The 24,567-nt window shown below is 44.9% G+C and carries 22 protein-coding genes and 1 pseudogene; 14 read left to right on the top strand and 9 right to left on the bottom strand.

Annotated features, from left to right (window positions below; all coding sequences use genetic code 11):
* Positions 1 to 48 precede the first annotated feature (48 nt).
* Positions 49 to 906: pseudogene (locus tag ACPUEK_RS15295) on the top strand (delta-class carbonic anhydrase).
* A gap of 195 nt (positions 907 to 1,101) precedes the next feature.
* Here the strand turns inward: ACPUEK_RS15295 and ACPUEK_RS15290 are convergent.
* Together ACPUEK_RS15290 and ACPUEK_RS15285 are read right to left on the bottom strand one after the other, a co-directional pair.
* Entirely contained in the window at positions 1,102 to 3,006 is a 1,905-nt protein-coding gene (locus ACPUEK_RS15290) for a methyl-accepting chemotaxis protein (RefSeq protein ID WP_425641317.1), read from the bottom strand.
* Positions 3,007 to 3,323: 317 nt separating this feature from the next.
* Positions 3,324 to 3,776, bottom strand: a complete 453-nt coding sequence (locus tag ACPUEK_RS15285; protein WP_425641315.1) for a hypothetical protein — start codon at positions 3,774 to 3,776, stop codon at positions 3,324 to 3,326.
* A gap of 163 nt (positions 3,777 to 3,939) precedes the next feature.
* Between ACPUEK_RS15285 and ACPUEK_RS15280 the strand changes: the two genes are divergently transcribed.
* From ACPUEK_RS15280 to ACPUEK_RS15265, 4 genes are all read left to right on the top strand, one after another.
* Positions 3,940 to 4,692 (top strand): SDR family oxidoreductase, encoded by a 753-nt coding sequence (locus ACPUEK_RS15280; protein WP_425641314.1) that lies wholly within the window; start codon positions 3,940 to 3,942, stop codon positions 4,690 to 4,692.
* A 280-nt stretch (positions 4,693 to 4,972) separates the two neighbouring features.
* Positions 4,973 to 6,565 carry a sensor domain-containing diguanylate cyclase gene (locus ACPUEK_RS15275; protein WP_425641312.1) on the top strand — a complete coding sequence of 531 codons (1,593 nt, stop codon included), beginning with the start codon at positions 4,973 to 4,975 and terminating at the stop codon, positions 6,563 to 6,565.
* An 88-nt stretch (positions 6,566 to 6,653) separates the two neighbouring features.
* Positions 6,654 to 7,055, top strand: coding sequence for a GFA family protein (locus tag ACPUEK_RS15270; protein ID WP_425641310.1), 402 nt, complete (start codon positions 6,654 to 6,656; stop codon positions 7,053 to 7,055).
* 54 nt (positions 7,056 to 7,109) lie between these two features.
* Positions 7,110 to 7,391: a hypothetical protein gene (locus ACPUEK_RS15265; RefSeq protein ID WP_067220861.1), complete on the top strand. Its 282-nt coding sequence runs from the start codon at positions 7,110 to 7,112 to the stop codon at positions 7,389 to 7,391.
* Between the two features lie 30 nt (positions 7,392 to 7,421).
* Here the strand turns inward: ACPUEK_RS15265 and ACPUEK_RS15260 are convergent, their stop codons facing one another.
* Positions 7,422 to 8,321 (bottom strand): LysR family transcriptional regulator, encoded by a 900-nt coding sequence (locus ACPUEK_RS15260; protein WP_067220857.1) that lies wholly within the window; start codon positions 8,319 to 8,321, stop codon positions 7,422 to 7,424.
* A gap of 179 nt (positions 8,322 to 8,500) precedes the next feature.
* Between ACPUEK_RS15260 and ACPUEK_RS15255 the strand changes: the two genes are divergently transcribed.
* The 7 genes from ACPUEK_RS15255 (at position 8,501) to ACPUEK_RS15225 (ending at position 14,334) form a co-directional block, all read left to right on the top strand.
* Entirely contained in the window at positions 8,501 to 9,664 is a 1,164-nt protein-coding gene (locus ACPUEK_RS15255; RefSeq protein WP_425641308.1) for an L-lactate permease, read from the top strand.
* A gap of 9 nt (positions 9,665 to 9,673) precedes the next feature.
* Positions 9,674 to 10,198, top strand: coding sequence for an L-lactate permease (locus ACPUEK_RS15250; protein ID WP_425641306.1), 525 nt, complete (start codon positions 9,674 to 9,676; stop codon positions 10,196 to 10,198).
* Between the two features lie 58 nt (positions 10,199 to 10,256).
* Complete coding sequence (gene lldD, locus ACPUEK_RS15245; RefSeq protein ID WP_425641304.1) at positions 10,257 to 11,393, top strand: FMN-dependent L-lactate dehydrogenase LldD; 1,137 nt, start codon at positions 10,257 to 10,259, stop codon at positions 11,391 to 11,393.
* A 146-nt stretch (positions 11,394 to 11,539) separates the two neighbouring features.
* A complete protein-coding gene (locus tag ACPUEK_RS15240; protein WP_425641303.1) occupies positions 11,540 to 12,715 on the top strand; it encodes a hypothetical protein in 1,176 nt (391 codons plus the stop codon).
* Positions 12,716 to 12,994: 279 nt separating this feature from the next.
* Positions 12,995 to 13,204, top strand: a complete 210-nt coding sequence (locus ACPUEK_RS15235) for a cold-shock protein (protein WP_067035771.1) — start codon at positions 12,995 to 12,997, stop codon at positions 13,202 to 13,204.
* Positions 13,205 to 13,555: 351 nt separating this feature from the next.
* A complete protein-coding gene (locus tag ACPUEK_RS15230; protein WP_067035771.1) occupies positions 13,556 to 13,765 on the top strand; it encodes a cold-shock protein in 210 nt (69 codons plus the stop codon).
* Between the two features lie 359 nt (positions 13,766 to 14,124).
* A complete protein-coding gene (locus tag ACPUEK_RS15225) occupies positions 14,125 to 14,334 on the top strand; it encodes a cold-shock protein (protein WP_067035774.1) in 210 nt (69 codons plus the stop codon).
* A gap of 99 nt (positions 14,335 to 14,433) precedes the next feature.
* On the opposite strand, the gene ACPUEK_RS15220 is transcribed toward ACPUEK_RS15225, so the two are convergent.
* Entirely contained in the window at positions 14,434 to 15,282 is an 849-nt protein-coding gene (locus ACPUEK_RS15220; protein WP_425641301.1) for a TauD/TfdA dioxygenase family protein, read from the bottom strand.
* A 228-nt stretch (positions 15,283 to 15,510) separates the two neighbouring features.
* Between ACPUEK_RS15220 and ACPUEK_RS15215 the strand changes: the two genes are divergently transcribed.
* Together ACPUEK_RS15215 and ACPUEK_RS15210 are read left to right on the top strand one after the other, a co-directional pair.
* Positions 15,511 to 18,300 carry a DUF2339 domain-containing protein gene (locus ACPUEK_RS15215; RefSeq protein WP_425641300.1) on the top strand — a complete coding sequence of 930 codons (2,790 nt, stop codon included), beginning with the start codon at positions 15,511 to 15,513 and terminating at the stop codon, positions 18,298 to 18,300.
* Positions 18,297 to 19,685: a DUF3999 family protein gene (locus ACPUEK_RS15210; protein WP_425641299.1), complete on the top strand. Its 1,389-nt coding sequence runs from the start codon at positions 18,297 to 18,299 to the stop codon at positions 19,683 to 19,685. Before ACPUEK_RS15215 ends, ACPUEK_RS15210 begins: the two co-directional genes overlap by 4 nt.
* A gap of 87 nt (positions 19,686 to 19,772) precedes the next feature.
* Here ACPUEK_RS15210 and ACPUEK_RS15205 read toward each other — a convergent pair whose 3' ends face one another.
* Genes ACPUEK_RS15205 through ACPUEK_RS15185 form a run of 5 tightly spaced genes read right to left on the bottom strand, consistent with a single transcriptional unit; the run spans position 19,773 to position 24,564 of the window.
* Entirely contained in the window at positions 19,773 to 20,225 is a 453-nt protein-coding gene (locus ACPUEK_RS15205; RefSeq protein WP_425641298.1) for a polynucleotide kinase, read from the bottom strand.
* Positions 20,222 to 20,776 (bottom strand): histidine phosphatase family protein, encoded by a 555-nt coding sequence (locus ACPUEK_RS15200; RefSeq protein ID WP_425641296.1) that lies wholly within the window; start codon positions 20,774 to 20,776, stop codon positions 20,222 to 20,224. Before ACPUEK_RS15200 ends, ACPUEK_RS15205 begins: the two co-directional genes overlap by 4 nt.
* A 2-nt stretch (positions 20,777 to 20,778) precedes the next feature.
* Positions 20,779 to 21,843, bottom strand: coding sequence for an MBL fold metallo-hydrolase (locus tag ACPUEK_RS15195; RefSeq protein WP_425641294.1), 1,065 nt, complete (start codon positions 21,841 to 21,843; stop codon positions 20,779 to 20,781).
* A complete protein-coding gene (locus ACPUEK_RS15190) occupies positions 21,833 to 22,879 on the bottom strand; it encodes an ABC transporter ATP-binding protein (RefSeq protein ID WP_067035795.1) in 1,047 nt (348 codons plus the stop codon). The genes ACPUEK_RS15195 and ACPUEK_RS15190 overlap by 11 nt, the downstream gene beginning before the upstream one ends.
* A complete protein-coding gene (locus tag ACPUEK_RS15185) occupies positions 22,861 to 24,564 on the bottom strand; it encodes an ABC transporter permease (protein WP_425641292.1) in 1,704 nt (567 codons plus the stop codon). Before ACPUEK_RS15185 ends, ACPUEK_RS15190 begins: the two co-directional genes overlap by 19 nt.
* Positions 24,565 to 24,567 lie beyond the last annotated feature (3 nt).

The following is a 24,567-nucleotide window of genomic DNA, read 5'->3' as shown; positions in this document are numbered from 1 at the left end:
GCATAATGAGCCCTTTTTTGACATTAATCCATATCAAAAGAGGCTAAAATGCGAGTGCACTCATCCTTCGGTCTAGCAGTATTTTTACTGTCAATCGTTACACTTCCTGCTTCAGCTGCCAGTTTAAATCATGTTTCAGATGAAACCGTTTCACAGCAGCGTACAAAGTTAGCACAGAACACCATAAACACAGGTATTGGCCCGCAGTCTCCGCGCGATATTGATAATACATTAGGCGTAAATCGAGTGGTGTTTAGTCCTGCGCCAAGTTCTGAGAATATGAACTTATGCAATATTCATTTGCATAAAAATGCTGAGCACAAAGGCGGCGAGTTTACGACTTCTGCAGGCAATGGCGATGGTTATGGCTACAACACTGGCTACAAATACTCGGGGCAGTTAACGGCAGCATAGCAGAAACCACTGGCAAAAGCGGTGTGTGCTAACGATCACAGTGCAGTGCAATCGGGTGATACCATCGAGGTGCATTATGTCTATTCTACATCTCAGGTAAAACCTGGTGCTACCTTAGGGGCTTGTGTTGCCAATCCTATTCTGAATCCACAGTTACGAGTAGAAGCTCAGGTATTTGTTGTTGTGAATGATGATCGTGCTGCTGACTTTGTTGATATGGCAAAATTTGAAGACCATAACCAACGAATACAAGCGATCAACATTCCGACTGATACAGGGACTCCGGTTCAATACGCAGGCTCCACCACAGGGCCAAGCTATAACGAAAAAGGCTCACCCTATCAAGTGACATGGAGCGTTCGACCTAACGTTAAAAAGGTGAGTATTGCTTCGTTGGGTAAATGGTGTGAAGGCAATGTATTCGAAGAAGACCATGCCCATGGCGTGCGTGACCTCGTAACCAACCCTGAGTTATTGTCGCCTATTAACTAGATCGCAAATATCAAAGCCGCTAGAAGCGTGGCTTTGAGACAGTTCGTAAAACACTGACCACAGGACGGTGCTGCGTGTGAAAACAAAAACGTACGGGCGTCATTTTCGTGAGAGGCTGGCTTTACGGATGAGCTATCAAGTTTAAACAGCGCTGCTAGGTGGTCCTAGCAGCGCTTTTTTCTTTTGCGCGTCTGATTAAGACTTGATCGTGAAGCGCGCGCTGAGTGTGTTTAGCTCCGTGCTAAGCGTTTTCAGCGTATTCACGGCAACAACCGATTCTTGAGAACCTTCGCTGGTTTGATCTGCCAGTCGGCGTACATTTTCGATGCTGTGGTTAATATCTTCTGCAACATGAGATTGTTGCTCTGACGCTGTGGCGATCTGCTGGTTCATGTCTTGCACATGGCCCATTTGCTCACGAATGTCGTCAAATAAGGTGACTAAGCTGCGTGCATTGTCGGCGTTTTGCGTAGACTTCTCACGGCTTACTTGGATTTTGTCCAATGACTCTTGAGCCCCATTTTGCAATTGTATGATCAGCTCTTCGATTTCTTTCGCAGAATCCTGTGTACGGCTAGCAAGACCACGCACTTCATCGGCTACCACGGCAAAGCCTCGGCCCGCTTCACCAGCACGTGCGGCTTCAATTGCGGCGTTAAGTGCCAACAAGTTGGTTTGTTCAGCAACGGCTTTAATAACCTCTAGCACATTACCAACATTGTCAGAGCGTTGTTTTAAAGCTTCCATTGTCGCGCTGGTTAGATTCAGGTCTTCCGCAAGGTTTCCGATTTCATCGACGGTCGTGCTGACTAAGCTGTGGCCTTTGTTAACCATGCTGTCGGTATTAGTCGCCGCGGTAGCAGCGGTTTCAGCATTGCGTGCAACTTCAGCAACGGTGGCCGACATTTCATTAATTGCGGTGGCGACTTGATCGGTCTCGTCACGTTGGGACTGCATCATGGTTTGGCTGTGTTTAGATATCGCTTCTAGTTGCTCGCTTGTGGCGCTTAGGCTCATGACGCCACTTACGGTTTGTGATATCAGCTCGTTTAACGTCACACTCATGCGGCCTACGTCGTTGTATAGCTTGCCTAGCTCGTCACGACGTTGGGTTGAGAACTGTTGGCTGAGGTCGCCATTGGCGATGGTTTCAACCGCTGCGGTGACTTCTTGCATAGGTTTGGCGATAAGATTGCGAATGACAAAAGCGAACACAATGCCAATGATGACGGCAATAATAGTAATGCTGATCACTAGTAGGTTGACACTATTGCCGTCGCTCAGGCTTTTAGCGCGCTGTGTCTCGCTTAGTTCCTCAAGCTTTTGATTCATCTCTTTGGTGAGTGTCAGCAGTGAGTCGGTGTGCTTGTTCAGCGCGGTGGTTAGTGGTTTATTTGTATCGAGTAGTTTGGTGTAGCCATTAAAAAGATCAAGAAGCTTTTCTTTATGGGAAGTCGCTGTTCCGGTTGTTTTAAGGCTACGAATAGAGGCAATCAGGTCAGGAATATCCTTTTCTTTAACGCTCGCAGGGATAGGCTGCTTCCTCACGACCGCATTGCTAATCGTAAAAACAGTTTTGTACATCTTGTTTTTGGCGTCGATTGCATCAATGATGACGCCTTGGTCATTTGTCGAGCGCAGATCGTTGGTTAGCGCATCGAGCTCAGATAAGATATCGGTGCGTGTTTTAGCGCCAATGGCTGCGGTACTGGTTAACTGCTGACGACCTTTAACAAGCTCTTCAAATGTTTTTTCGTACTTATTGAGTAGTGCCATGGCTTCGTTAACAAGTCGTACGCTGTCTTTCCCCGTATACACGGACAGTGATTGTTGAAAAGACTTATACAGGTCTACACCCACTGTCTCTACTTTTTTATGCGCTTCATCGCCACCTGCTTCAATGTAGTTTAGGCTTGCTTTGTTTAAGTCGAAAACAGCTTGATTGAGTTCTTTTGCGACTTGAACTTTGTCGGCACGTTCTAATAAAGTGCCAACACCATAAATGCTGGTGCCACCAACAATCAGGGTTAGCAATAGCACTAGGCCGAAACCTAACGCAAGCTTTGCGCCAATGGATAGGTTCTCTAAGAGGGTCTTCATAACGATTCCTTAAACTTGTCGAAATTTGAGCGATTACATTCGGTTGATAGGCGTCAGAGAATGGCGCTGACAAAATGGCTCGATTCGTTAGAGTCAAGCAAGGTTTATATGATTTATTGTTGGTCGGGTATATTACTGATTGTATGGGGAATGTTAAGTGTTTGAGTGAGATGATTTGCGGATTTAATTTGCTAAATGTACAAAAAAAAGAATAGGGTCAGAGGTTGTCGGTTTACTTCTACTTTGGGACATTCTGACCAAGGTGCAAAGAGCCATTTTTGTACAGTTCAAGTCTGGTGTCTGGTTAACAGTAGACTTTATGCACGCGTATCAACTTTAGGAGAGTTTCCCATCATTTCAAACTTCTCTAAAAATGAGAGTGCAGATAGATTGCCTTCATTTGAAATTCCTTTGGATTTGTTAAATTCTATACTTCTCTGTATCGCATCAAACATATTAAATTTTTCGTTCATAATGGAGTCTGATTCGGTGGCATTTCGAAACGCACCACCCCCAGTGGGAATTAACACCGCGCTATGTGAAAGGAATTCGGAGGAAAGGTCCGTGTCTCCAGATTTCATAAGTTCATTTGCCATTGCGCGAGCTTCGTTTCGAGACATGTTGGTTGGATCAATAGTTTGAGCTAACGCTCTTAATGAGGTTGTTTTCTGAGGCTCATCAGTCTTGTCCGTCTGACTTGGCGGCAAATTGTTGCTGCCTTTGACGATAGAGGTTGCCGTTGTTGTCTGAAATACATTATTAACCTGCATGATTATCTCCTTTTCAATCGTTGACTGATGAGAAGCAAGGTTTGGGCCATATCGACGTTGTATAGGCTGCATTACAATAAGTTGCAACGGAACATTTTACGCTGCGTTTTAATGGTGTGCTGAGTAAGTCGTTACTTCAAATACCGCTTTGAAAGGATGAAAAATGAACAATCAAAAAGTGGCAATTATTACGGGAGGGAGTCGAGGAATTGGGGCTGCTACAGCAAAAATTTTTGCTCAAAACGGCTATGCTATATGCATTAATTACAAATCTAATGTTGAGTCAGCTAAGGGACTCGCTGAAGAAATTAAAGCGTTAGGCGGTCATTGTATTTCTATACAAGCTGACGTTTCCAAAGAGGATGATGTTCTTCGGTTGTTTGAATGTGTTGATCGAGAGCTTGGGGTTGTCTCTGTTCTGGTTAACAATGCGGGCATCTTAAAGAAGCAGATGCGCTTAGAAGACATGAATGCTAATAGAATCAATTCGATCCTCGAAACTAATGTGACGGGTTACTTTTTATGCTGTCGTGAAGCCGTGAAACGAATGTCCACTCGTCATGGAGGTTTAGGTGGTGTCATAATTAATGTCTCTTCGGGCGCGGCTCGAACGGGTTCACCTAATGAGTACATTGATTATGCAGCGTCAAAAGGTGCAATTGACACGTTAACAAAAGGTCTGTCATTAGAAGTTGCGGCAGAAGGTATCAGAGTGAATTGTGTTCGACCGGGATTGATTTACACTGATATGCACGCTGACGGTGGAGAGCCTGAGCGAATAGAAAGGCTAAAAAGTAAAATCCCAATGCAGCGGGGTGGTTTGCCTAGCGAAGTTGCGGAGGCTGTTTATTGGTTGGCGTCTGAAAAGTCATCATTTTCCACGGGTAGCTTTTTGGATTTAACTGGGGGTTTGTAATGCATACCAAGTGCATAAATGAGGACAGTTAACGCTAGGCATTCTACTTTGTCATTGATACACGTTTTCACGGTTGTTTGAGCGGTGTAATGTGCGGCGAGTCTAGTGGCTCTGAAAGGGTATGTTTAAAATGGTTGGCTTATTACCATGATAAAGGCATCTGAGATATAGGTAGACAAGCTGAGTTCATTTTGACAATATCGAACGCTTTTTGACCAAAATACATTCTGTATAATGCTTCGCGTTTGAAGCAAATGATCGAGCATATTTGATATTTCGTATGAAACAGTTTTCAAAGTTACATCGCCAAATTTTTGCTATCACCACAACATTAGCTTTGATAACCATCGTTATTATCAGTGTCTGCATTGCCTCTCTTTTGTATACACAAGGTATAGATAACGCTGAATCAGTACTTCGTAATAAAAATAGATCTGTCACAACGCTGATAGATGGCTATGTTGCGCCTTTACGCAAAGCCGTTGAATACACTGGTAGCTCTGCTTCAGGTGTTGACCATAGTCGCTTTCGTGAGCAAGAAACACAAGAAAAAATTCTGAGTTTATTTGAGGTACTACAAAACACGATACCTAACATACATTACATTTTTTCTGGCTATGAAGATGGCTTCTTGCTGATTAATGATTACACTGCACCCGAAGGTTTTAATTCCACCATTCGCCCTTGGTATCTGGCGGCAATCAAGTCAAACCCACTAATTTCTGAAGGTGTGCCTTATCAAGACATTAACTCTAAAAAGTGGTTGGTTTCGTTTGGGAAAACACTTTTAGATGCGGATAACAATATTGTAGGTGTTATTTCCATTGATGCGGGAATGGATGCCATTGTTAAAGCGCTGGCCATTCGAGATGAAAAGTATCCGACTATATACAACTTTGTCATGGATACTGAGGGTAAAATACTGATTCATCCTGATGAAACGCTACCTGATACTCTTCATCAAGAAATATTCTCTCATATACCAGAGGAAGTGAATGCTTCAGGCAGCCTTTCTTACGACGATGGAGACCAGAAAAAACTGGCGCACTTTAATCGTATTGATGAGTTGGGCTGGATCGTGGTGACCGAAGTAAATTTGTCTGATGTCCGCCAACCCATTTTAGAAACCATTACATCAACGTTATTGATGATAGTTTTAGGGTCTCTTTTTACGACGTGGTTGATGAGTTACATATTAAGTAGGCATCTGATTTTACCGCTAAAAAAATTACAAAACAGGGTGCAAGAGATTACTGAAGGGAAAGACGAACTAGACCAATATGTTTTCCCTAATAATGAAATAGGTAAAATTTCGGAGGCCATCGAAAAGCTCACTGAAAAAGCTTTAATCCAGAAAAACATTGAACTGAAAGACACAAATGCCTTGCTGAGTACTATTTCTCATACAGATCAACTAACGTCGATTGCGAATCGTCGCAAAATGATGGAAGTGCTTCATGCGGAAGTCAGTCGTTTTCAGCGAAAAAAACGTCCTTTTAGCGTACTTATGTTTGATATAGACCATTTTAAGCGAGTGAATGATACGTTTGGGCACGAAGTGGGCGATCAGGTTCTTATCGAACTTGCTCAAGTCGTAAAAGCGACGATTCGTAATACGGATACATTAGGGCGATGGGGTGGCGAAGAGTTTGTCATCGTGTGTCCCAATACCGATAAAAAAATGGCACTGAATATTGCTGAGAAAGTGTTTTCCGCAGTGCATTTACATACTTTTCCCATGCAGATCAACGTTACTGTAAGTCTTGGACTATCAGAGTTTACCGCCAATCACTCTTTAGAGAGTATTTTGGTCGAAATAGACCAAAAAATGTATCGAGCTAAGCAAGGCGGCCGAAATCAGATTAAGTCATAATGCTTTTGCGCGTGACTGATATATTGAGCATTCAGTGCCTGTTGTTTCACTAAGTTGATTAATAAGTCTGCAAATAAAAGGTGTTTATATGGCAAACCATTTAGGTTCTTGTCTATGTGGTATCGTAAACTTCGAGATACAAGGTGATTTTGACAGTTTTTATCTGTGTCATTGCCACTATTGTCAAAAAGATACGGGAACTTCTCATGCGGCGAATCTATTTTCGCATTCAGCGACGTTGGTTTGGCGGTCAGGTGAGGAAGCTGTAACGTCGTTTACGCTTAAAGGTAGCCGTCACAATAAAAGCTTTTGTAAAGTGTGCGGCTCAGCGCTGCCTTGCACCGTGATCAAGGAGGTTTTAGTTGTTCCAGCTGGATGTTTGGATACTCCGATTTCGATAGTGCCAACTGCACGTATCTTCGCATCTCGGAAAGGGGTTTGGGATAAAGAGCTAATAAGTGTTCCCACGTTTGATGGGTTGCCTGAGTAAGATTGCCAGAAATTGAGGCTTTATTTTTAATTGCCACACCACCTAAGGGTCAAAATGAACGTCGATAAAGCAAAGAAGCGCATTGCAAAACAAGTAAGCAAAGGTTTTAAAGGGTATCCATTGGTTTCGATTGAATACTTTGGTGAGACGCCAGAGTTAGCGACGCAGGTAGTTATTCAGTTCATTGCCGAAGAGGGCGCTGAGCCTCAAGAGCAAAAATTCAATGCTCAAAGTGATGTGCGTAATGACGAAACGATTCAGACGGTGTTGTTAAAAATCATTGAGAGAGCGGATGCGGGCAGTGTGATTGAAATAGCCGGTGTCTCTAAGCTTTAGTGAGATTGCCACTGCGTGTAGTGCTTATCCTTAAAAATAATGCTCGATTGATATATACCGTTGCCGGATATGCTCGATTAAAAGTTTGAGCTTTTTCGGCAGTTGGCGGGTAAACGGGTACACTGCGTAGACGCCGAGGATTTTGCCCACTTGTTGTGGCAGTATGTCGATCAGTTCGCCGTTGCGAAGGTCATGGTACACCAAGCAGCGAGGCAAGTAGGCGATGCCGTGTCCCCCCAATGCGGCTTTGCGCAAGGCTGTTGCATTATCGCTTGAAAATGAGCCCGCCACTTTTACGATGTAGTTTTGTTCTTGTCCTTTAAATTCCCACTCATTTGCCCCTGTTGTCTGATAGGAGTAGAGCAAGCAATTATGCTTCATCAAAGCTTCAGGTGTGTCAGGACGCCCATGGCGCTTGATGTAAGCTGGCGAGGCGCAGACAATCCAATGAGAATCCAAAATGTGTCGCGCGATTAAGCTAGAGTCTTCTAAATGCCCTGTGCGAATCACAAGGTCGTAGCCCTCTTTGACGAGATTCACAAACTGGTTGTCGAGAGACATATCCACGCTTAAGCCTGGGTGCATGCCACAAAACTCAGCTACTGCATCCGCCAGTAGTAATTCCCCTGAAATCGTCGGTACCGACATTTTGATATGGCCTTGAATGGCTTCACCAAACCCTGCGACTGAGTTAGTGGCTTCTTGTGTGGCGAAGGCCACTTGCTTGGCTTTAACAAATAAAGCTTGGCCTGCCTCGGTCAATGTCAGCTTACGTGTGGTGCGGTATAGAAGCTGAACATTCAGCGCTTTTTCTAGGCGCACAATACGTTTACTGACCACTGAATTGGTCAAGTCATTTTGTTCTGCGGCTTTACTAAAGCTTCCAAGCTCTACTACTTGTGAGAATAAGATCAGGTCATCTGAGTGCATTTTATTATGTTGTTTTTGGAAATAATGTTTTTAATTATGAGCATATATTAAGCAAAGATAAACCTTTAGATTTCTTCACAACAAAAATAATCAAACATAGTAGCGCTCTCTATTCTTCGAGGTCAGCGGTGAAAACGGCCGATTTCTTTGTGGGTAGAGACGTTCTTTAGGAGTCTTAAATGAGCGAAATTCTATTAGCCATTATTGCCTTTATTCCCATTATTGTGGCGGGTGTTCTATTAGTTGGGTTTAACTGGCCTGCAAAGAAAGCGATGCCAATCGTGTTGCTATTGACCATGATCATCGCATTCACTACATGGGGGATGTCGTTCAATCGTATTCTGGCTTCTTTACTGCAAGGCTTGGGCATTACTGTGACCGTCTTATGGATTGTGTTTGGTGCAATCTTCCTACTGAATACCCTAAAGCACACAGGCGCGATCACCGCGATTCGTAACGGCTTTACCAACATTTCCCCTGATCGTCGCGTGCAAACCATCATCATTTGTTGGTGCTTCGGCTCCTTTATTGAGGGTGCGTCAGGCTTTGGTACACCGGCGGCCATTGCTGCGCCCTTACTTGTCGCAATTGGCTTTCCTGCTTTAGCGGCTGTGATGGTCGGCATGATGATCCAATCGACTCCGGTATCGTTTGGTGCGGTCGGTACGCCGATTCTGGTTGGCGTGAACAACGGTCTCGATATTCACAATATCAGCAATGCGCTGGCGGAAAATGGCGCGAGCTGGGAATTCTATTTGCAACAGATCACCACCAATGTAGCTGTTGTACACGCCATTGTTGGGACGTTAATTCCAACGCTAATGGCGGTGATGCTAACGCGCTTCTTTGGCGAAAACCGTAGCTGGCGTGAAGGGTTAAGCATCTTGCCTTTTTCATTGTTTGCAGGTCTTGCGTTTACCGTGCCATATGCGTTGACGGGGATTTTCTTAGGCCCTGAGTTTCCCGCACTGGTCGGTGGCTTGGTAAGCTTAATCTTAGTGGTCACAGCGGCGAAAGTGGGCTTCTTAACGCCAAAGACAGCGTGGGACTTTGCCGATGAAAAAAACTGGCCTACTAGCTGGTTAGGCTCATTGAAAATGAATCTAAAAGATGAATCCGAAAAAGCATCTATGAATCTTGTAAAAGCATGGTTCCCATACGTACTGCTGGCTGCAATTTTAGTGGTAAGTCGCGTAAGCACTGATTTCAAAACATTGCTATTGAGCGTCACTGTTGGTTTTAAAGATATTTTGGGCGAAGTGGGTGTTAGTGCGTCGTTCTCACCATTGTATCTGCCAGGCGGTATTTTGGTGTTTACCGCGTTGGTCGCAGCCTTGGTGTAAGGCAAAAATATGAAGGCCTTTAATGATGCGCTAGGAGAGTCCACCAAAACCCTAATTGGTGCAGGCTTTGTGCTGGTGTTTACCATTCCAATGGTGCGTATTTTTATTAACTCAGGGGTGAACGCAGCGGACTTGGCGAGCATGCCTGTCACGACTGCAAATGTGGTCGCTGGTTTAGTGGGTGATGCGTTCCCTGCGATCAGCGCCATGATTGGAGCATTGGGCGCTTTTATTGCAGGCTCTAATACGGTGTCCAATATGATGTTTAGCCAATTTCAATTTGAAGTGGCGCAAGCGTTGAGCGTATCAAGCGCAGGGGTGATTGCTCTGCAAGCGGTGGGGGCGGCAGCAGGCAATATGATTGCGATTCATAACGTAGTGGCGGCATCAGCTACGGTTGGATTGCTTGGCCGAGAAGGTGTCACGTTGCGTAAAACCATTATCCCAACTTGCTATTACCTAGTCATGACGGGGATTGTCGGACTGGTAATGATCTATGGGTTACAGATCACCGACGCACTGATGACGCCTTAACTTTTGTAAAAAGGGCGAACTCTGAGTTCGCCCTTCCTATATTTCTGGAGCGCTATTTATGATTATTTCCGCATCGACAGATTACCGCGCCGCGGCAAAAGCAAAATTACCGCCGTTTCTATTTCATTATATTGATGGCGGCTCTTACGGGGAGCATACCCTGCAACGAAATACAGGTGATTTGGCTGACATTGCATTGCGTCAGCGGATTTTGAAAAATATGTCGGACTTAAGTCTAGAGTCTGAGCTATTTGGTGAAAAACTGTCTCTACCGATTGCGTTGGCGCCAGTAGGGTTAACGGGTATGTATGCTCGTCGTGGAGAAGTTCAGGCTGCTAAAGCGGCTGAAAAAAAAGGTATTCCATTTACCTTGTCTACGGTGTCGGTGTGTCCGATCGAAGAGGTGAGCACCGCCGTGACAAAGCCTATTTGGTTTCAGCTGTATGTGCTGAAAGATCGTGGTTTTATGAAAAATGTGTTGGAGCGTGCTAAAGCTCAAGGCATCAAAAACTTGGTCTTTACTGTGGATATGCCAGTGCCTGGTGCGCGTTACCGTGATATGCACTCAGGTATGAGCGGTTCTAATGCGGCCATGCGCCGGGTTGTACAAGCCATGACGCATCCGGCTTGGGCATGGGATGTTGGTATCAATGGTAAGCCTCATGATCTAGGTAATATCTCTACCTATCGCGGCTCGCCCACTAAGCTAGAAGACTACATTGGTTGGTTGGGGAATAACTTTGACCCATCGATCTCATGGAAAGACTTAGAATGGATACGTGAGTTCTGGGATGGTCCGATGATTATCAAAGGCATTCTGGATACCGAAGATGCCAAAGATGCGGTACGTTTTGGTGCCGATGGTATCATTGTGTCAAATCACGGTGGCCGTCAACTAGATGGCGTCTTGTCTTCAGCTAGAGCCTTGCCAGAGATTGCTGATGCTGTAAAAGGCGATATTAAAATCTTAGTGGATTCTGGTATCCGTACTGGTTTGGACGTAGTACGTATGTTGGCGTTGGGGGCAGACTGTACCTTGCTGGGCCGCGCATTTGTGTATGCGCTGGCCGCTGCAGGCCAAGCTGGTGTGGAAAACGTATTAGATCTGATTGAAAAAGAAATGCGAGTAGCTATGACCCTAACAGGCGCTAAAAACATTCATGAACTTAACCGTGATGCATTGGTGATGGCGTAGCGCCATCACCAAAAGGTCGAGAAGTTCTCCTGTCGTGCGCATCGCTGTTTTAGCAATAATTATTATCGATCGCCTCTTCTCTAGCGAATCATCATTAGGCGTATATGTACCGTTTATAGCTAGAATGTAGATAATAGGTAGTTGTAATGGATGCTGTTTTTCAGGAGGGTGTTTTGTCAGATAAAATAATATTAAAGTCTATATTCGAAACGATCAAATGGATAGTCATTTGGCTTTCTATTGCAAGTCTAGTGCTAGAGATGTTTATCCAAAGGCTGATATTTGATGTTGGGGATTTTTTTGATGTCACGTTAATTCTGATGTTGTTGCTTTTCCGGCACAGACTACAGTTTTCTAAAAGCAGTGGCTTGCTAGAAGAGAAGCTTGGTTTCTACTTTTTAGGTAAAAGTATCCTAAAAATTAGGCATCTTGAGATTAAAGAGATCAGCGTAGAATCAATCTCTACTAGGCAGAATCGAAGTTTTAGTGAAATTGACATACACTACGTAGCTGACAAAGAAAAACAGTGTAGCTATACGTTCAGATGTTTTATGCAATTGAAGCAAGTGAGTTCACTAATAAGTCAATTTTCAAAAGAGAAGAGTGATGATGGAATTGAGCCAGAAAGGGGGCAGGGGACATCACCACACATACTCACAATCGATAAATTTTCCAGTCTTTTTCCTCAAAATACAATATTCGGAAATGCTGAGGCTAAAAAAAGATTTTCGATCTCTCACTATGCTTTACCGCTCCCTGAAAGTAAACGAAGTCCTGTATATTTCACAGTACTATGCTTAGTGTTACTAACTGGCTATATTGCATATTCGACGCAAGATTGGAAAATGTCGATGGCTTTTATGGTATTAACCTATCTAAGTTATTGGGCCGTACGGGCACTTGTTTGTAGTAACTATTATGTCATCCCTACATCTCCGATTGATGAAATAACCATTGACGATAGGGAGTTGCACTTACCTGCATCACTGTTTACTGATAAAAAGCCGCGTACGGTGAATAAGCAGGACATAATCAGTATTGATTCTATATGGAACTATAACTTAAAGGCCAATGATGAATTGATCGGCAGTACCATGAAAAGATCACATCTGATATCAGTTGCCTTTAATACCAGCAAAGGCAACACTATCGAAATCCCTCACTGGAGTGTTGATAGTGAGGGATTGGTATTTTCGTTGCTAAAGCATCATTACACTGTTTCTCTTAATAAAACGACAAAAATGGTGTACCCATTCAAGGTACATGTGAGTGTGTTTTTATTGTTATTTATATCAATGTTGATTTTTGAAAGTCTGTGGTAATTGTTTATGCACTTTAAGTTTTCAGAGTAGTTAGACCGAATATTTCTGTTTTAATGTGGCAAGAGTCCGCCTATTTGATGAGATGACGTGAAATAAACATTGACGTGGTTAGCTGTTGTCTATACATTGAATGCAGCTAGAAACTTAGCGGCTTTTTACATCCTCCATCACGTAGCGTTATTCGTAGTTCTCCGTCCTGTAGTATTTAAAACTTTGTCTTTATTTTCACGCTATTCCGCCTTTAAGGCACTCTTATTTTTGATCTACAGGATACATATTATGTCTACTACAACTACTGGCACTGTAAAATGGTTTAACGAAACTAAAGGTTTTGGCTTCATCGAGCAAAAATCTGGCCCAGATGTGTTCGCACATTTCAGCGCCATTGTAAGCTCTGGCTTCAAAACGTTGGCTGAAGGCCAAGCCGTTGAGTTCGTTGTGACTCAAGGCCAAAAAGGCCCACAAGCTGAGAACATCGTAGCGCTATAATCGAAAATGATTAACGCGTTATAAAAGAAGGGGCTACCGTAAGGTAGCCCTTTTTTTTGCCTGAAACTTTGTTTGATAGTTTGATCAGAAGACAATGATTACGTTGGTTAGTTTTATTGATGTGTGAAATCTTAGTAATTAGGTCATATGGAAAGGTAATTGAAATAAGCATTGACGCGGTGTGGCATTACCTATACATTAAACGCAGCTAGAAACTTAGCGGCTTTTTACATCCTCCATCACGCAGCGTTATTCGTAGTTCTCCGTCCTGTAGTATTTAAAACTTTGTCTTTATTTTCACGCTATTCCGCCTTTAAGGCACTCTTATTTTTGATCTACAGGATACATATTATGTCTACTACAACTACTGGCACTGTAAAATGGTTTAACGAAACTAAAGGTTTTGGCTTCATCGAGCAAAAATCTGGCCCAGATGTGTTCGCACATTTCAGCGCCATTGTAAGCTCTGGCTTCAAAACGTTGGCTGAAGGCCAAGCCGTTGAGTTCGTTGTGACTCAAGGCCAAAAAGGTCCACAAGCTGAGAACATCGTAGCGCTATAATCGAAAACGATTAACGCGTTATAAAAGAAGGGGCTACCGTAGAGGTAGCCCTTTTTTTTGCTTAAAACTTTGTTAGATAGTTTGAGCAGAAGACAATGAGTACGTTGGTTGATTTTTTTATTGATGTGTGAAAGCTTAGTAATATAAGTTCATATGGAAAGATAATTGAAATAAACATTGACGCAGTACCGCATTACCTATACATTAAACGCAGCTAGAAACTTAGCGGCTTTTTACATATCTCCATCACGTAGCGTTATTCGTAGTTCTCCGTCCTGTAGTATTTAAAACTTTGTCTTAATTTCCACGCTATTCCGCCTACATTGGCACTTTTTATTTTTATACACAGGATACATATTATGTCTAATACAACTACTGGTACAGTAAAATGGTTTAACGAAACTAAAGGTTTTGGTTTCATCGAGCAAGAGTCTGGCCCAGATGTGTTCGCACATTTCAGCGCTATTTCTAGCTCTGGCTTCAAAACTTTGGCTGAAGGCCAACGTGTAGAGTTCGTTGTAACTCAAGGCCAAAAAGGCCCACAAGCTGAGAACATCGTAGCGCTATAATCGAAACCGATTAGAGCGATACATAAGGAAGGGCTACCGTAAGGTAGCCCTTTTTTTGTGCTTAATATTTTTGTCCGATGTTGGTGAGATCAAATGGGGCTAAGGCAAGTAAGGCTTACCCGCTAGGCATGGCTCGCCTTGAACGGTGACTCTGTGCAGCCTTCTTGGAGTATCGCCATAATCCGTGATGGCAAAATGCTGAGTGGCGCGGTTATCCCAAATGGCTACAGAGCCTTTCTGCCACGAAAAGCGCACCTGATATTGCACCTGTCGAGCCTTGCTGAATAACGCTGATAGGCGCTGTTGGCTAGCGGCCTCGGACCAATTTATAATGGAACGCGTGAACTGCTCATTGATAAACAGTACTTCTTGGCTTGTTTCTGGATGTACTTGCATCATTGGACGGCGAATAGGCGGGTAGTCTCGAGCGCGCTTGCTAACAACGCTTTCACCATTGTCATCTAAATGGTCGTACCGGCTGTCTTCGAAGGCATGTAATGCATGAATGGTCTCTAACGATCGTAGCTCGGATTGCTCTGCAGCTGAGAGGTCAGCCCATACACCTGCCATATCACACCAAATAGTATCGCCCCCTTGTTCGGGGACAAACTGAGCATGCAAAATCGAGCATTTTGGCGGCACCATTTGCCATGTCATATCGGTATGCCAATAGCTTTTACTGGGCGGGTTTCCAGGTGCAGTTTCAATGATCACGACTTGGTCATTATCTGTCAGATGAGGGAAAAACGGATGGGGGGGTTCTAACGCGCCAAAGCGTTGGCCCAGCGCTATATGCTCTTCTGTCGATAAGGGTTGATCTCGAAAAAACAGTACCTTATGGCGTAGTAGAGCTTGATACAGAGTCTTAAACTCATGGGGATCTAGATCGCTTAGGCTAACGTCTTTCACAAATGCGCCGATCTTTTCATTTACAGGCGTGATCTTCATAAAGTCCTTAACATTAATTCGCGTGAGTAAATACCATGGTAATAGAAAAGGCGTTCTCTGCCACCGGGTGAATGAGTCATGAGTGGTCCAATGGATGGGGGATTGTAAGGTATTTATAAGATAGTGATCGTTTTGTAGAGCTTACTTGTGCACTGTGCTACTTTGTGCGCTTCAAATTTTGCGTCATGGATTTTCCTTACTCTAAGGGAAAGCGAAGGAGTCGTGTAGATGAATAAGAAAGTGGCCTTAGCCTTAGCGGGATTGGTCCTAGGCGCGGTTTGCTCTCAAGATTTCTTTGGAGGGTTGATCGGTGGCATCGTAGGGTTCTTGCTCGGTCAGGCTTGGATTTTTTCAATTCAAGTCAAAGGGTTGGAGCGCGAAGTGACGCGCTTACATTCATTAATAACGCAGACTACGTCTGAAACGGTCACCCAAGACAGCACAGCTTCCGACAATAAATCTGTTGCCGATGACACTGTGCCTGTTATGACCTTCACGTCCTCTTCTGATCTGAAACCTGATACATTTGCTAGTTCAGTCGCAGACAAAACGCCAAAAACCTATAAAGAGTCGGACTGGAATGAGACATCGGCCTCTACCTTTGATGTTTATGATAGTAACTCTAAAGCGCCAAGCTTGTTCACGAAAGCGAGTGAAAAAGTGCGCGATTTCTTTTTTCAGGGAAACCCTGTTGTTCGCGTGGGCATGCTGGTGTTGTTCTTTGGACTTAGCTTTTTAGCGAAGTACGCTTCTGGTGCAGGCCTGTTTCCTATCGAGTTACGTTTGACTGTCATTGCGTTAGTCGCGATTGGCTTGCTGGGTTTAGGTTGGAAAACTCGAACCCGACATAATGGTTATGGTTTGATATTGCAGGGCGGTGGTATTGCCGCACTCTATCTCACACTATTCGCGGCTGGAAAATTGTATACCTTGATGCCGACCAGCCTTGCCTTTGGCTTAATGTTTGTCATTGTCTTGCTTGGCGCCGCTCTAGCGGTCTTACAAAACGCACAAATATTGGCGTTGATGGCGACTGCGGGCGGCTTTTTGGCACCAATTCTGACGTCCGACGGCACTGGTAGCCACGTCGGATTGTTTAGTTTCTATTTAATTTTAAACATGGGTGTACTGACCATCGCGTGGTTCAAGTCGTGGCGCCTGCTGAACTGGGTCGGTTTCATATTTACCTTTGTTATTACGTCGACTTGGAGCGTACTGAGTTATGAACCGGATCTTTACGTTACCACCCAGCCATTTTTACTCGCCTTTTTTGCGTTGTATTTAACGATCTCAGTATTGTTTTCGATGAAGCAGCCGCCAAATCTGAAAGGCCTTGTTGATGGCAGCCTGGTTTTCGGCTTGCCCATCGTCGCTTTCGGTTTACAAACCATGCTGCTAGAGCAGACTGAATACGGCTTGGCGATCAGCGCATTGCTGTTGTCGGCTGTCTACATCGCGCTTGCCAGCATGTTATGGAAGAGATACCCAGAGACTCATCGTTTATTGATTGAATCGTTTATTGCAATCGGTGCAGTGTTTGTCACATTGGCGGTACCACTGGCATTGGATGCGAGTTGGACATCTGCTACATGGTGTATTGAGGCAGCGGGTTTAGTATGGATTGGTGCTCGACAAAAACGCTTATTACCACGTGTTGCCGGTTATGCGATGTATTTGTTAGGTATGATTTCATTGCAGTTTGATGCTAATTTCCATGCCGATTTATTGGCAATTTTTGCAGACAATGGTATTGGCTTATTGATTTTGGCGGTATCGGCATTAGCGATCGCTTTAGTGCTACAGCGTCAAGGTCAGTCTGTTTCGCTTCAAGAGCGATACCTTGAATGGGTGGGCATCGTCATGGGGCTTACTTGGTGGATGATGTTTGGCTTATTAGAGTTGTTAACACGTCTACCTGAGCATTGGGTGTTTGCTGCAATTATCGTCTTTATATCTTTGTCTATGCTGGGTGTCATGGTGCTGAGTGGCCGTTTACGCTGGCCTCATTTGTTGCGCGCGACCTACAGTCTGTTGCCACTGGTGACGCTTTGGATAAGCGGTTTCGCGCTGGTGTGGTGGGCAGGCCTAAGCTCAATGCACCCTTTGGCGAATTTAGGTTGGTTAGCGTTGTGCGTGTTTGCTGTCGTGCAATACCGCTTTCTTTGGTTGCAACGTGAATGCCGAGAAGAGGGCGTTAAAGCAACCATTGAATCAAAGCTGACTCAACATTGGCATGTGCTTACAGCATGGCTGCTGCTAGGTACGGCATACTGGGAACTGCAGTGGTGGCAACAAGAAATGAGTTGGCACCCTATATTGACGCTAGGGCTTTGGTTCATTGCTTTTACAGGGCCCTTAGTGGCGTTGATGACCGTCTTAAAACGAACATACTGGCCGTTCCAAACGTATCTGGTTGAATACAAAGATAGGGTACCGATTCCGCTTATCGCATTAACAGGTTTTTGGTTTGTGGCGGCGAGCCTTGACGCTGGTGAAAGTGGATTTTTCTATTTACCCTTATTGAACCCGCTGGACTTGATGCAGTTGGCTGTGGTCGTGCTGCTGGGTTATTTGTTTAAGCATAATGTACTGGGGCTCGCTTACGTTGATCGAGTCTATCGTATCGGAGCGCCTGCGATACTAGGCTTTATCTGGCTCAATATTTTGGTACTGCGCACGATGCACCATTATGACAGTACGCCTTACAACGCAAACGATCTTTGGCAGTCAAGCACGGTCCATATGGCGCTCTCTATTCTTTGGAGTTTGTGTGCGTTGGTGATTATGAATGCTTCCCGCCGCCTACAGAATCGAAAACTATGGATACTTGGGGCCTCGTTATTGGGGCTTGTGCTGCTGAAACTGTTTACCAAAGACCTAACCGGAACGGGTAACTTGGCTCGTATTATTTCCTTTATGGTCGTTGGAGGCTTAATGTTGCTTATTGGTTATCTGTCACCTATTCCAAGCCGTAATGCTTCTGATACCACGGCAGAAACAAAGGAAGAGCAGGCATGAGTAGTGTGATTAAAAAGCGTTTATCCGCGGGGCTTTTGATGGTGCTTATGACGTTTGCCTTTGCTAGCCAAACGACACGAGCAAAAGAGCAAATGTCTGTTACGGCTATTTATGAAGTGCAAGACGTGGCAGGCGTCTACCTACAAGCAACACTGCCGCACAGTATTTATCGCTACTCCAATAGCAGCCAGCTTACGGATGTGGTGGTACTGGATCGTGATGGCAACGCACTGCCTTCGAAGATAGTGAAAAGTACTCAATCGAAGCGCCAAGAAAGCGATTCGGTTGCATTGGCGTTTTTCCAAGTTTCGACCGATTACGTGCCGAGCGACAGTCTAAAAGGCAATACGCAGTTACAAATAGAGAAAGGTGTGATTGCGATATCAATGGAACAAGGTCATGAGCAAAGCTCGGAAGAACCATTTTATCTGATTGATTTGAGTGAAAGAGCGCAAGCACTGCAAAGCGTAGCGTTAGAGTGGGTGGCGGATACGTCAAGCCAGTATTTACCGGTTACTTTAAGTGGCAGTAATGACTTAGTCAGCTGGACGACCGTCACCCAAGATACTTTAGTAAAGCTAAACAAAGAGGGTCAGGCGTTATTGCGTAACAAAGTTGAGGTTAATCTTGCTGCGCAGCGTTACCAGTACCTACGAATTGATTTTCCCGAACATCGAAATATTCAACTGACCGAAGTGTTGGGTTATCAGCCGCATTCGATTGAGCCAGCCTCTTATCAGCATTGGCAGCTTCAAGGGCGTCTTGCTGAGAAACAGCGTTCCATTGCGAACGGTGATAATCCAGTCTCTGCTTGGGAATATCAACGCGACGATAAGGCGCCAGTGCAAGCACTCAACATCAATCTAGGCCAAACAGCGCACGGTGACACAGTGCGAATATACTCTCGTAGTCGTACTAACAGCGACTGGCGGCTGCGGTTCAACGGTGTTTGGTTTAACGCAAAAGTAGGTGATACGTGGCAACACAGCGAAGCGATGAACCTATCACCGAATACTGATCCTTATTGGCGTGTCGAGTTTAACCCGAACCTGAGCCGCTCAGCTGAACCTGAATTGATGTTTCAATATCCTTCACAAACCGTCCAATTTATTGCCAATAACCATCAACCTTATCAAGTGGCCGTCGTTGCAGAGGTACCTGCTGAGCGCGCATCCGCTAAGGTATTTACGCAGGTAATGAAGAGACAGCAAGTAGATTGGATCAACGCAGATTTGATTAAGCTGGATCGTGTCGCGCGGCCTGATCACTCTGAATCCTTAACTCACTGGACGGATGTTTTGTTTTGGATCACGTTGGTGCTGGCCGTAATGGTCTTGCTTGTATTTGCGCTACGCTTGTTGCGACAGTTACAGCATGAAGACTAAGGTGCTTACCTAACCCCCACCTTGTCGTTAATAAACTTAACAGCGTGTGGGCGGCCTAGATATCTGGCTGCCCACACGCTGTTAATATCAAAAATCCCCTGGTGCACACTGTAAACAGGTTAACCCAAGTTTGCGCCATTGAGCGACGACTGCATCTCGATCATCCAATACTAACCAAGGCGTAAACCCATCGGCATGAATACGTTCAAGTAATTGCTGCTTTACTATTTCATCTGGCAAATGATCAGCATTCATTGGGCGAAGGTAAACGCCATCAAATGGTATGTTGTTTTCTAACATCCATTGTTCTGAATGTTGCTGATGCGACGCTGGTCGGCCTGAGCAGATAAGCACTTTTTCCCCACTGGCTTTTAAGATGTTGACCAACTTGAGTACGTTTTCTATTACTGGGGCATTTTGCATGTACTCGAAGAAAGGGTCCCAGTGTTTTTCTTTGCCCAAAACCCAATGTTTGACCTCTTCGGGGTTAAATTGGGCGAGAGTGCCGTCTAGATCGACAATGACTGCGCTGTGTTTCATAAAAGCTGTCCTTTAAATGGAATAATGTCCCAGCCATGGGAGGTGTTAGTGTTGGGTGTTATAAGCACGGGATCGGCGTTGCCAATTCTGGGACCATAAGGCGATCCAGAAATAACATGTTGAAGGGCGCGATAGATACCAGAGTGGGCGATGATTAAAGGCGCTTCATGCGCGAGTAATATCGTATTAACAGCGTTGACCGTGCGTTCTAAAAAGTCACTCCACGGCTCGCCTTCAGGTGGCGTTTCAAAGTAATTCATATCATCCATAATAGGTTGACCTTCAAAAACGCCCCAATGTCGCTCTCGTAGTTCTGTCATCTGAGTCAGTGTATGTCTAGGTGAGGCTAGTTCGGCCGTTTGTATGGTGCGCATTAGATCACTGGTATAGATAGCCGACCAAGGTCGGTCTAGATAGGGACGAGCGGCTTTTGCTTGCAAAACACCTAGATTAGAAAGCGGGCTATCGGTAGAGCCGCCTATTTTGCCCGCTGCATTGTCAGAACTCTGGGCGTGCCGAGCAAAAACAAAAGGTTTCTTGATCAGTTGCATGGTTAAAGTTCCAGTTGAGACGTGGTTAAAATGCAATTGCCCAAGGACTGACGCCAGAGTGAAATCTCATCCAGCGGGCAAAAGAGGGGAACGCACCGATTACATTGAAGTTGCTCTATTAGCAGAGCTAAATGGGTTGTGGTTGGGTGGACATTCCAGCGAACAAAATGTGCCGTATTATTGGCAACTGCGGATCGCGCATGCGCAGGCAAGTGCCCTGTGTAGATGACATTGTAACGCTCTGTCTGTTGCAAAAGCCGTCCTGCGTCGCCTGAAAATCCTTCAGGATCACCGCATAGAATAATATGTGCATCATCACGAAAATCTCGATCACAAATCATTTTTGCTTGATGACTCAGTGCTGAACAAATCAATGTATCTGAAGTCTTTAAGATGTCAGTTGGCTGAAGGCAATCAGAACCTAGCACCCAGTCATGGAGGTTCTGCGAATCAAACCACAGTGCCATTTCCAATGCTCTACCACTTTGAGGGACAGGCATTAAATTTGGTTTGTCATTTGATAAAGCATTAAGAATGTCTTGTTTGGCTTGCGTTTGAAAGCGATCGTACAAGCCATAAGACGCGTCCAACAGGGCGGTTTTTGCCGGTGGCGGTTGCTCAAAGGGGAACAGCTCGGATTCTGCGCAGAAATCGCCACTGTAGAAAATACCATCGGCTACTTCGAGGTGGATCCATACACCACCATAGGAGTGTCCAGCGCCGCCGGTAGTGACTGTGATACCTGCGACGCACGTTTGGCCGGAATGAGGTAGTACACGTAAATCTAAGTGTTTTGGTAGATAGGCTTGCACTTGCTCTGTTGCAAACACTGGAACACTCTGCGGCAAATCTTTTAGTCCACCGATGTGATCATGGTGATCGTGACTGATCAGCACGGCATCTAAGTCAGTTGGAATCTCCCAGCCCTTGTCGTCAAAGCCTTCTAAGTTGCCACCAGCATCTAATAACAACCTAACAGGTTGGTGGGTATGGTCATAGGTGCTTACCAAAATCGCCGCCGCCGCTTTTCGGTTAAAGCCGCTTAATATTGATACATTAGTCTTCATGATTAGGAGTGAGAGTCCAAGCTTGAGAAAGAGTGATTTGACAAGTCTGTCCAATCTTCAATGGTGTAGGGTGATAGGCATGTAAAAGGTCACCGTTCGTAAGTACGAGATAAATGTCATAGCGTTCACCTCGAAAAATGCTCTCTTTAACGGTGCCGATCAGACCATTACTCGTAGTATTCAAGTCTACGTGCTGGGGGCGGACCAATAATCGGCCTGAATCTGAATGCTCATCTAGACGCTGTAGTAATCCTTCAATGTCAGCTTGATTAAGGCGTTGCAGAGGCACAACCGGCGGTGATCGAAGAATTGAACCTTGGCCAATAAAATTGGCCACCCATTCGCTTTCTGGCCTCAAATACAAGTCTTCAGGTGTACTCCATTGCATCAGCTGCCCCTCTTTTAATACGGCAATTTTGTCGGCCAGTGCCATGGCTTCGGCCTGATCATGAGTTACGTACACCATGGTGGCTCCGGTACGTCGATGAAAGTCACGAAAGGTCATTTCCATGCTGTCACGTAAGTGACGATCCAAGTTCGCCAAGGGTTCATCAAACAGGATGACGTCCGGTTCGGTAATTAAGCTACGTGCTAACGCCACGCGTTGACGCTGTCCACCACTAAGTTGGCTAGGGAAACGATCTTTAAAGTCATCGAGCTGCACGATATCCAATACATTTTGAATGCGTTGTTGGCGTTCGTTGCGAGAAACCTTTTGTATTTTTAAGGGATAGCCAATGTTTTCTAATACCGTCATGTGTGGCCATAATGCATAGGATTGAAAGACCATTCCAAAATTACGCGCTTCCGTTGGGACATGCGTCGTTTCGCTGGATAAACACATTTCTCCATGCTGAATGTTGCCAAGAGTGATGCTTTCAAAGCCTGCCAGCATTCTTAAAATAGTCGATTTTCCACAGCCACTGGGTCCTAACAAAGCAACAAACTGGCCCGGCTCAATATCTAGTGATAGATCATCTATGACTGTTTTCTCGACGAAGGATTTGCTGACATGATTTAAACTGAGTCGTGCCATGGGATTACCCCTTTTGGTAAGCGTGGCGCAAGAATGCTTAAAAGCATCATTAAGGTGGCCACAAGTAATACAACTAACACTGAAATCGCGGACGCGAGCACTGTATCGCCGCTTTCATCTAAATTGAAAATCAATACACCTAGCGTTTCGTTCCCTGCGCTCCACAAAAGAGCTGACACCGTTAATTCATTCACTGCGATCAAAAAGACCAGTAAGGCGCCTGCGAAGAAAGCGGGGGCAGTGAGTGGCAAAATAATGTGTAGAAGACGCTGTAGTGCATTGGCTCCCGTCATTTGCGCGGCTTCTTCAAGTGCCGTGTCAATTTGCGACATAGCGCTGAATATAGGCTTTAAACATACACTTAAGAAACAGGATAAATACGCCAAGAAGATAATGCTCATCGAACCGTAGAGGGTGATATCCAGAATCGGAATCGGGCGTGCAAACAGCAAGATAAAGGCGATGGCTAAAACAATACCGGGGATCGCGTACGGTACTTCTATCAAACTAGTGACCAATATGCGTGTTTTTAGTGGGAGCTTTAATAGGATGTAACCAAGTGGTAAACAGATCACCATCAGTACGATTGATGCGCCACCAGCGAGCAGTAAACTGTTGCTGAATGCACGTGCAGTTACGCCTTGATTTGACAACATCTCTATGTAAGCGGACAACGTAAAAGTTTGGCTGTTTAACGGCATGCCCAGTGCAGGCACAAAGGAACTGACGATTAAGGCAATACACGGAATGATCAGAATAAACAGCAACACTGTGCCTATACTGATTTCAGTTAATGTACGCCATTTACCTAAACGAAAAGAAATCGGCTGAGTGCTTTGGCCAGCTAATGCATATTGACTGCGCTGTTGAAGCCATTGTTGGACCACCATGCCACCCAGTACCAAGACCGAAATCAACATAGAAAGACTGGCTACTTCGCCCAGCATACTTTGCCCGAAGCCCGCCATTTTCTGATAAATAAGCGTTGGCAACACTAAGTAATTCACTGGAATTCCCAGCATGGCAGGAATGCCAAAATTACCCAGTGATGACACAAATGCAAGGGCAGCACCTGCGATCAGAGCACCGCGTGTAAGAGGTAAAATAATCGTTAGCCAAATGGTCAGCTGTGAAGCGCGGGCGATTTTCGCGGCTTCGATAAGGTCTTGTGGTAAACACAAAAGCTGAGACCGAAGGGCTAAAAATACCAACGGGGCATTTTGCACTCCAAGTAGCAAAGCAATGCCTTCAGCCGAGTACATCGGATTGGAGCTACCCAATGTAGGCGCAAGCCCAAAAGTATTGAGTATTGGGCTTGCTGGACCAAACAGTTGTAACCAACTGAGTGCTGACACTTGTGGAGGAATCATCATCGGTAGCATGAATAGAAACACCCAAATCGCACGTCTACGAATATTGGTTAAGGTGATAATGAAAGCAAAGCCAGCGCCTAATACCACTGCAATAAGAGTACCGATGCCTGATGTGTAAAAACTGTGCCCCATCGCCGTCCATGTTTGAGAGCTACTCAATATGTCACTTAGAGGTGAGTGCATACTAACGTTTACACCCTTGAGCGCCTCAATCAGTAAGCGTGTACTGGGCAGCAAGCTAAGCAATGCGATTAATAGAAATATAGAGATGGACAGCCAGCGTAGCTGGCTGTCGGGTTGCTTTAACAACATTTG

The organism is Marinomonas gallaica, from assembly GCF_049821165.1.
Taxonomy (GTDB): Bacteria; Pseudomonadota; Gammaproteobacteria; order Pseudomonadales; family Marinomonadaceae; genus Marinomonas; species Marinomonas gallaica.
This window is presented reverse-complemented; position numbering and strand designations above follow the sequence as displayed.

Coding starts and splice junctions, on each gene's coding strand:
- ACPUEK_RS15240 (WP_425641303.1), top strand. CDS start 11,540: ATGGATGCTGTTTTTCAGGAGGGTGTTTTGTCAGATAAAATAATATTA.
- ACPUEK_RS15225 (WP_067035774.1), top strand. CDS start 14,125: ATGTCTAATACAACTACTGGTACAGTAAAATGGTTTAACGAAACTAAA.
- ACPUEK_RS15260 (WP_067220857.1), bottom strand. CDS start 8,321: ATGCACTCAGATGACCTGATCTTATTCTCACAAGTAGTAGAGCTTGGA.
- ACPUEK_RS15285 (WP_425641315.1), bottom strand. CDS start 3,776: ATGCAGGTTAATAATGTATTTCAGACAACAACGGCAACCTCTATCGTC.
- ACPUEK_RS15280 (WP_425641314.1), top strand. CDS start 3,940: ATGAACAATCAAAAAGTGGCAATTATTACGGGAGGGAGTCGAGGAATT.
- ACPUEK_RS15270 (WP_425641310.1), top strand. CDS start 6,654: ATGGCAAACCATTTAGGTTCTTGTCTATGTGGTATCGTAAACTTCGAG.
- ACPUEK_RS15210 (WP_425641299.1), top strand. CDS start 18,297: ATGAGTAGTGTGATTAAAAAGCGTTTATCCGCGGGGCTTTTGATGGTG.
- ACPUEK_RS15250 (WP_425641306.1), top strand. CDS start 9,674: ATGAAGGCCTTTAATGATGCGCTAGGAGAGTCCACCAAAACCCTAATT.
- ACPUEK_RS15215 (WP_425641300.1), top strand. CDS start 15,511: ATGAATAAGAAAGTGGCCTTAGCCTTAGCGGGATTGGTCCTAGGCGCG.
- ACPUEK_RS15200 (WP_425641296.1), bottom strand. CDS start 20,776: ATGCAACTGATCAAGAAACCTTTTGTTTTTGCTCGGCACGCCCAGAGT.
- ACPUEK_RS15205 (WP_425641298.1), bottom strand. CDS start 20,225: ATGAAACACAGCGCAGTCATTGTCGATCTAGACGGCACTCTCGCCCAA.
- ACPUEK_RS15265 (WP_067220861.1), top strand. CDS start 7,110: ATGAACGTCGATAAAGCAAAGAAGCGCATTGCAAAACAAGTAAGCAAA.
- ACPUEK_RS15255 (WP_425641308.1), top strand. CDS start 8,501: ATGAGCGAAATTCTATTAGCCATTATTGCCTTTATTCCCATTATTGTG.
- ACPUEK_RS15275 (WP_425641312.1), top strand. CDS start 4,973: ATGAAACAGTTTTCAAAGTTACATCGCCAAATTTTTGCTATCACCACA.
- ACPUEK_RS15220 (WP_425641301.1), bottom strand. CDS start 15,282: ATGAAGATCACGCCTGTAAATGAAAAGATCGGCGCATTTGTGAAAGAC.
- ACPUEK_RS15185 (WP_425641292.1), bottom strand. CDS start 24,564: ATGTTGTTAAAGCAACCCGACAGCCAGCTACGCTGGCTGTCCATCTCT.
- ACPUEK_RS15290 (WP_425641317.1), bottom strand. CDS start 3,006: ATGAAGACCCTCTTAGAGAACCTATCCATTGGCGCAAAGCTTGCGTTA.
- ACPUEK_RS15230 (WP_067035771.1), top strand. CDS start 13,556: ATGTCTACTACAACTACTGGCACTGTAAAATGGTTTAACGAAACTAAA.
- ACPUEK_RS15195 (WP_425641294.1), bottom strand. CDS start 21,843: ATGAAGACTAATGTATCAATATTAAGCGGCTTTAACCGAAAAGCGGCG.
- ACPUEK_RS15190 (WP_067035795.1), bottom strand. CDS start 22,879: ATGGCACGACTCAGTTTAAATCATGTCAGCAAATCCTTCGTCGAGAAA.
- ACPUEK_RS15235 (WP_067035771.1), top strand. CDS start 12,995: ATGTCTACTACAACTACTGGCACTGTAAAATGGTTTAACGAAACTAAA.
- lldD (WP_425641304.1), top strand. CDS start 10,257: ATGATTATTTCCGCATCGACAGATTACCGCGCCGCGGCAAAAGCAAAA.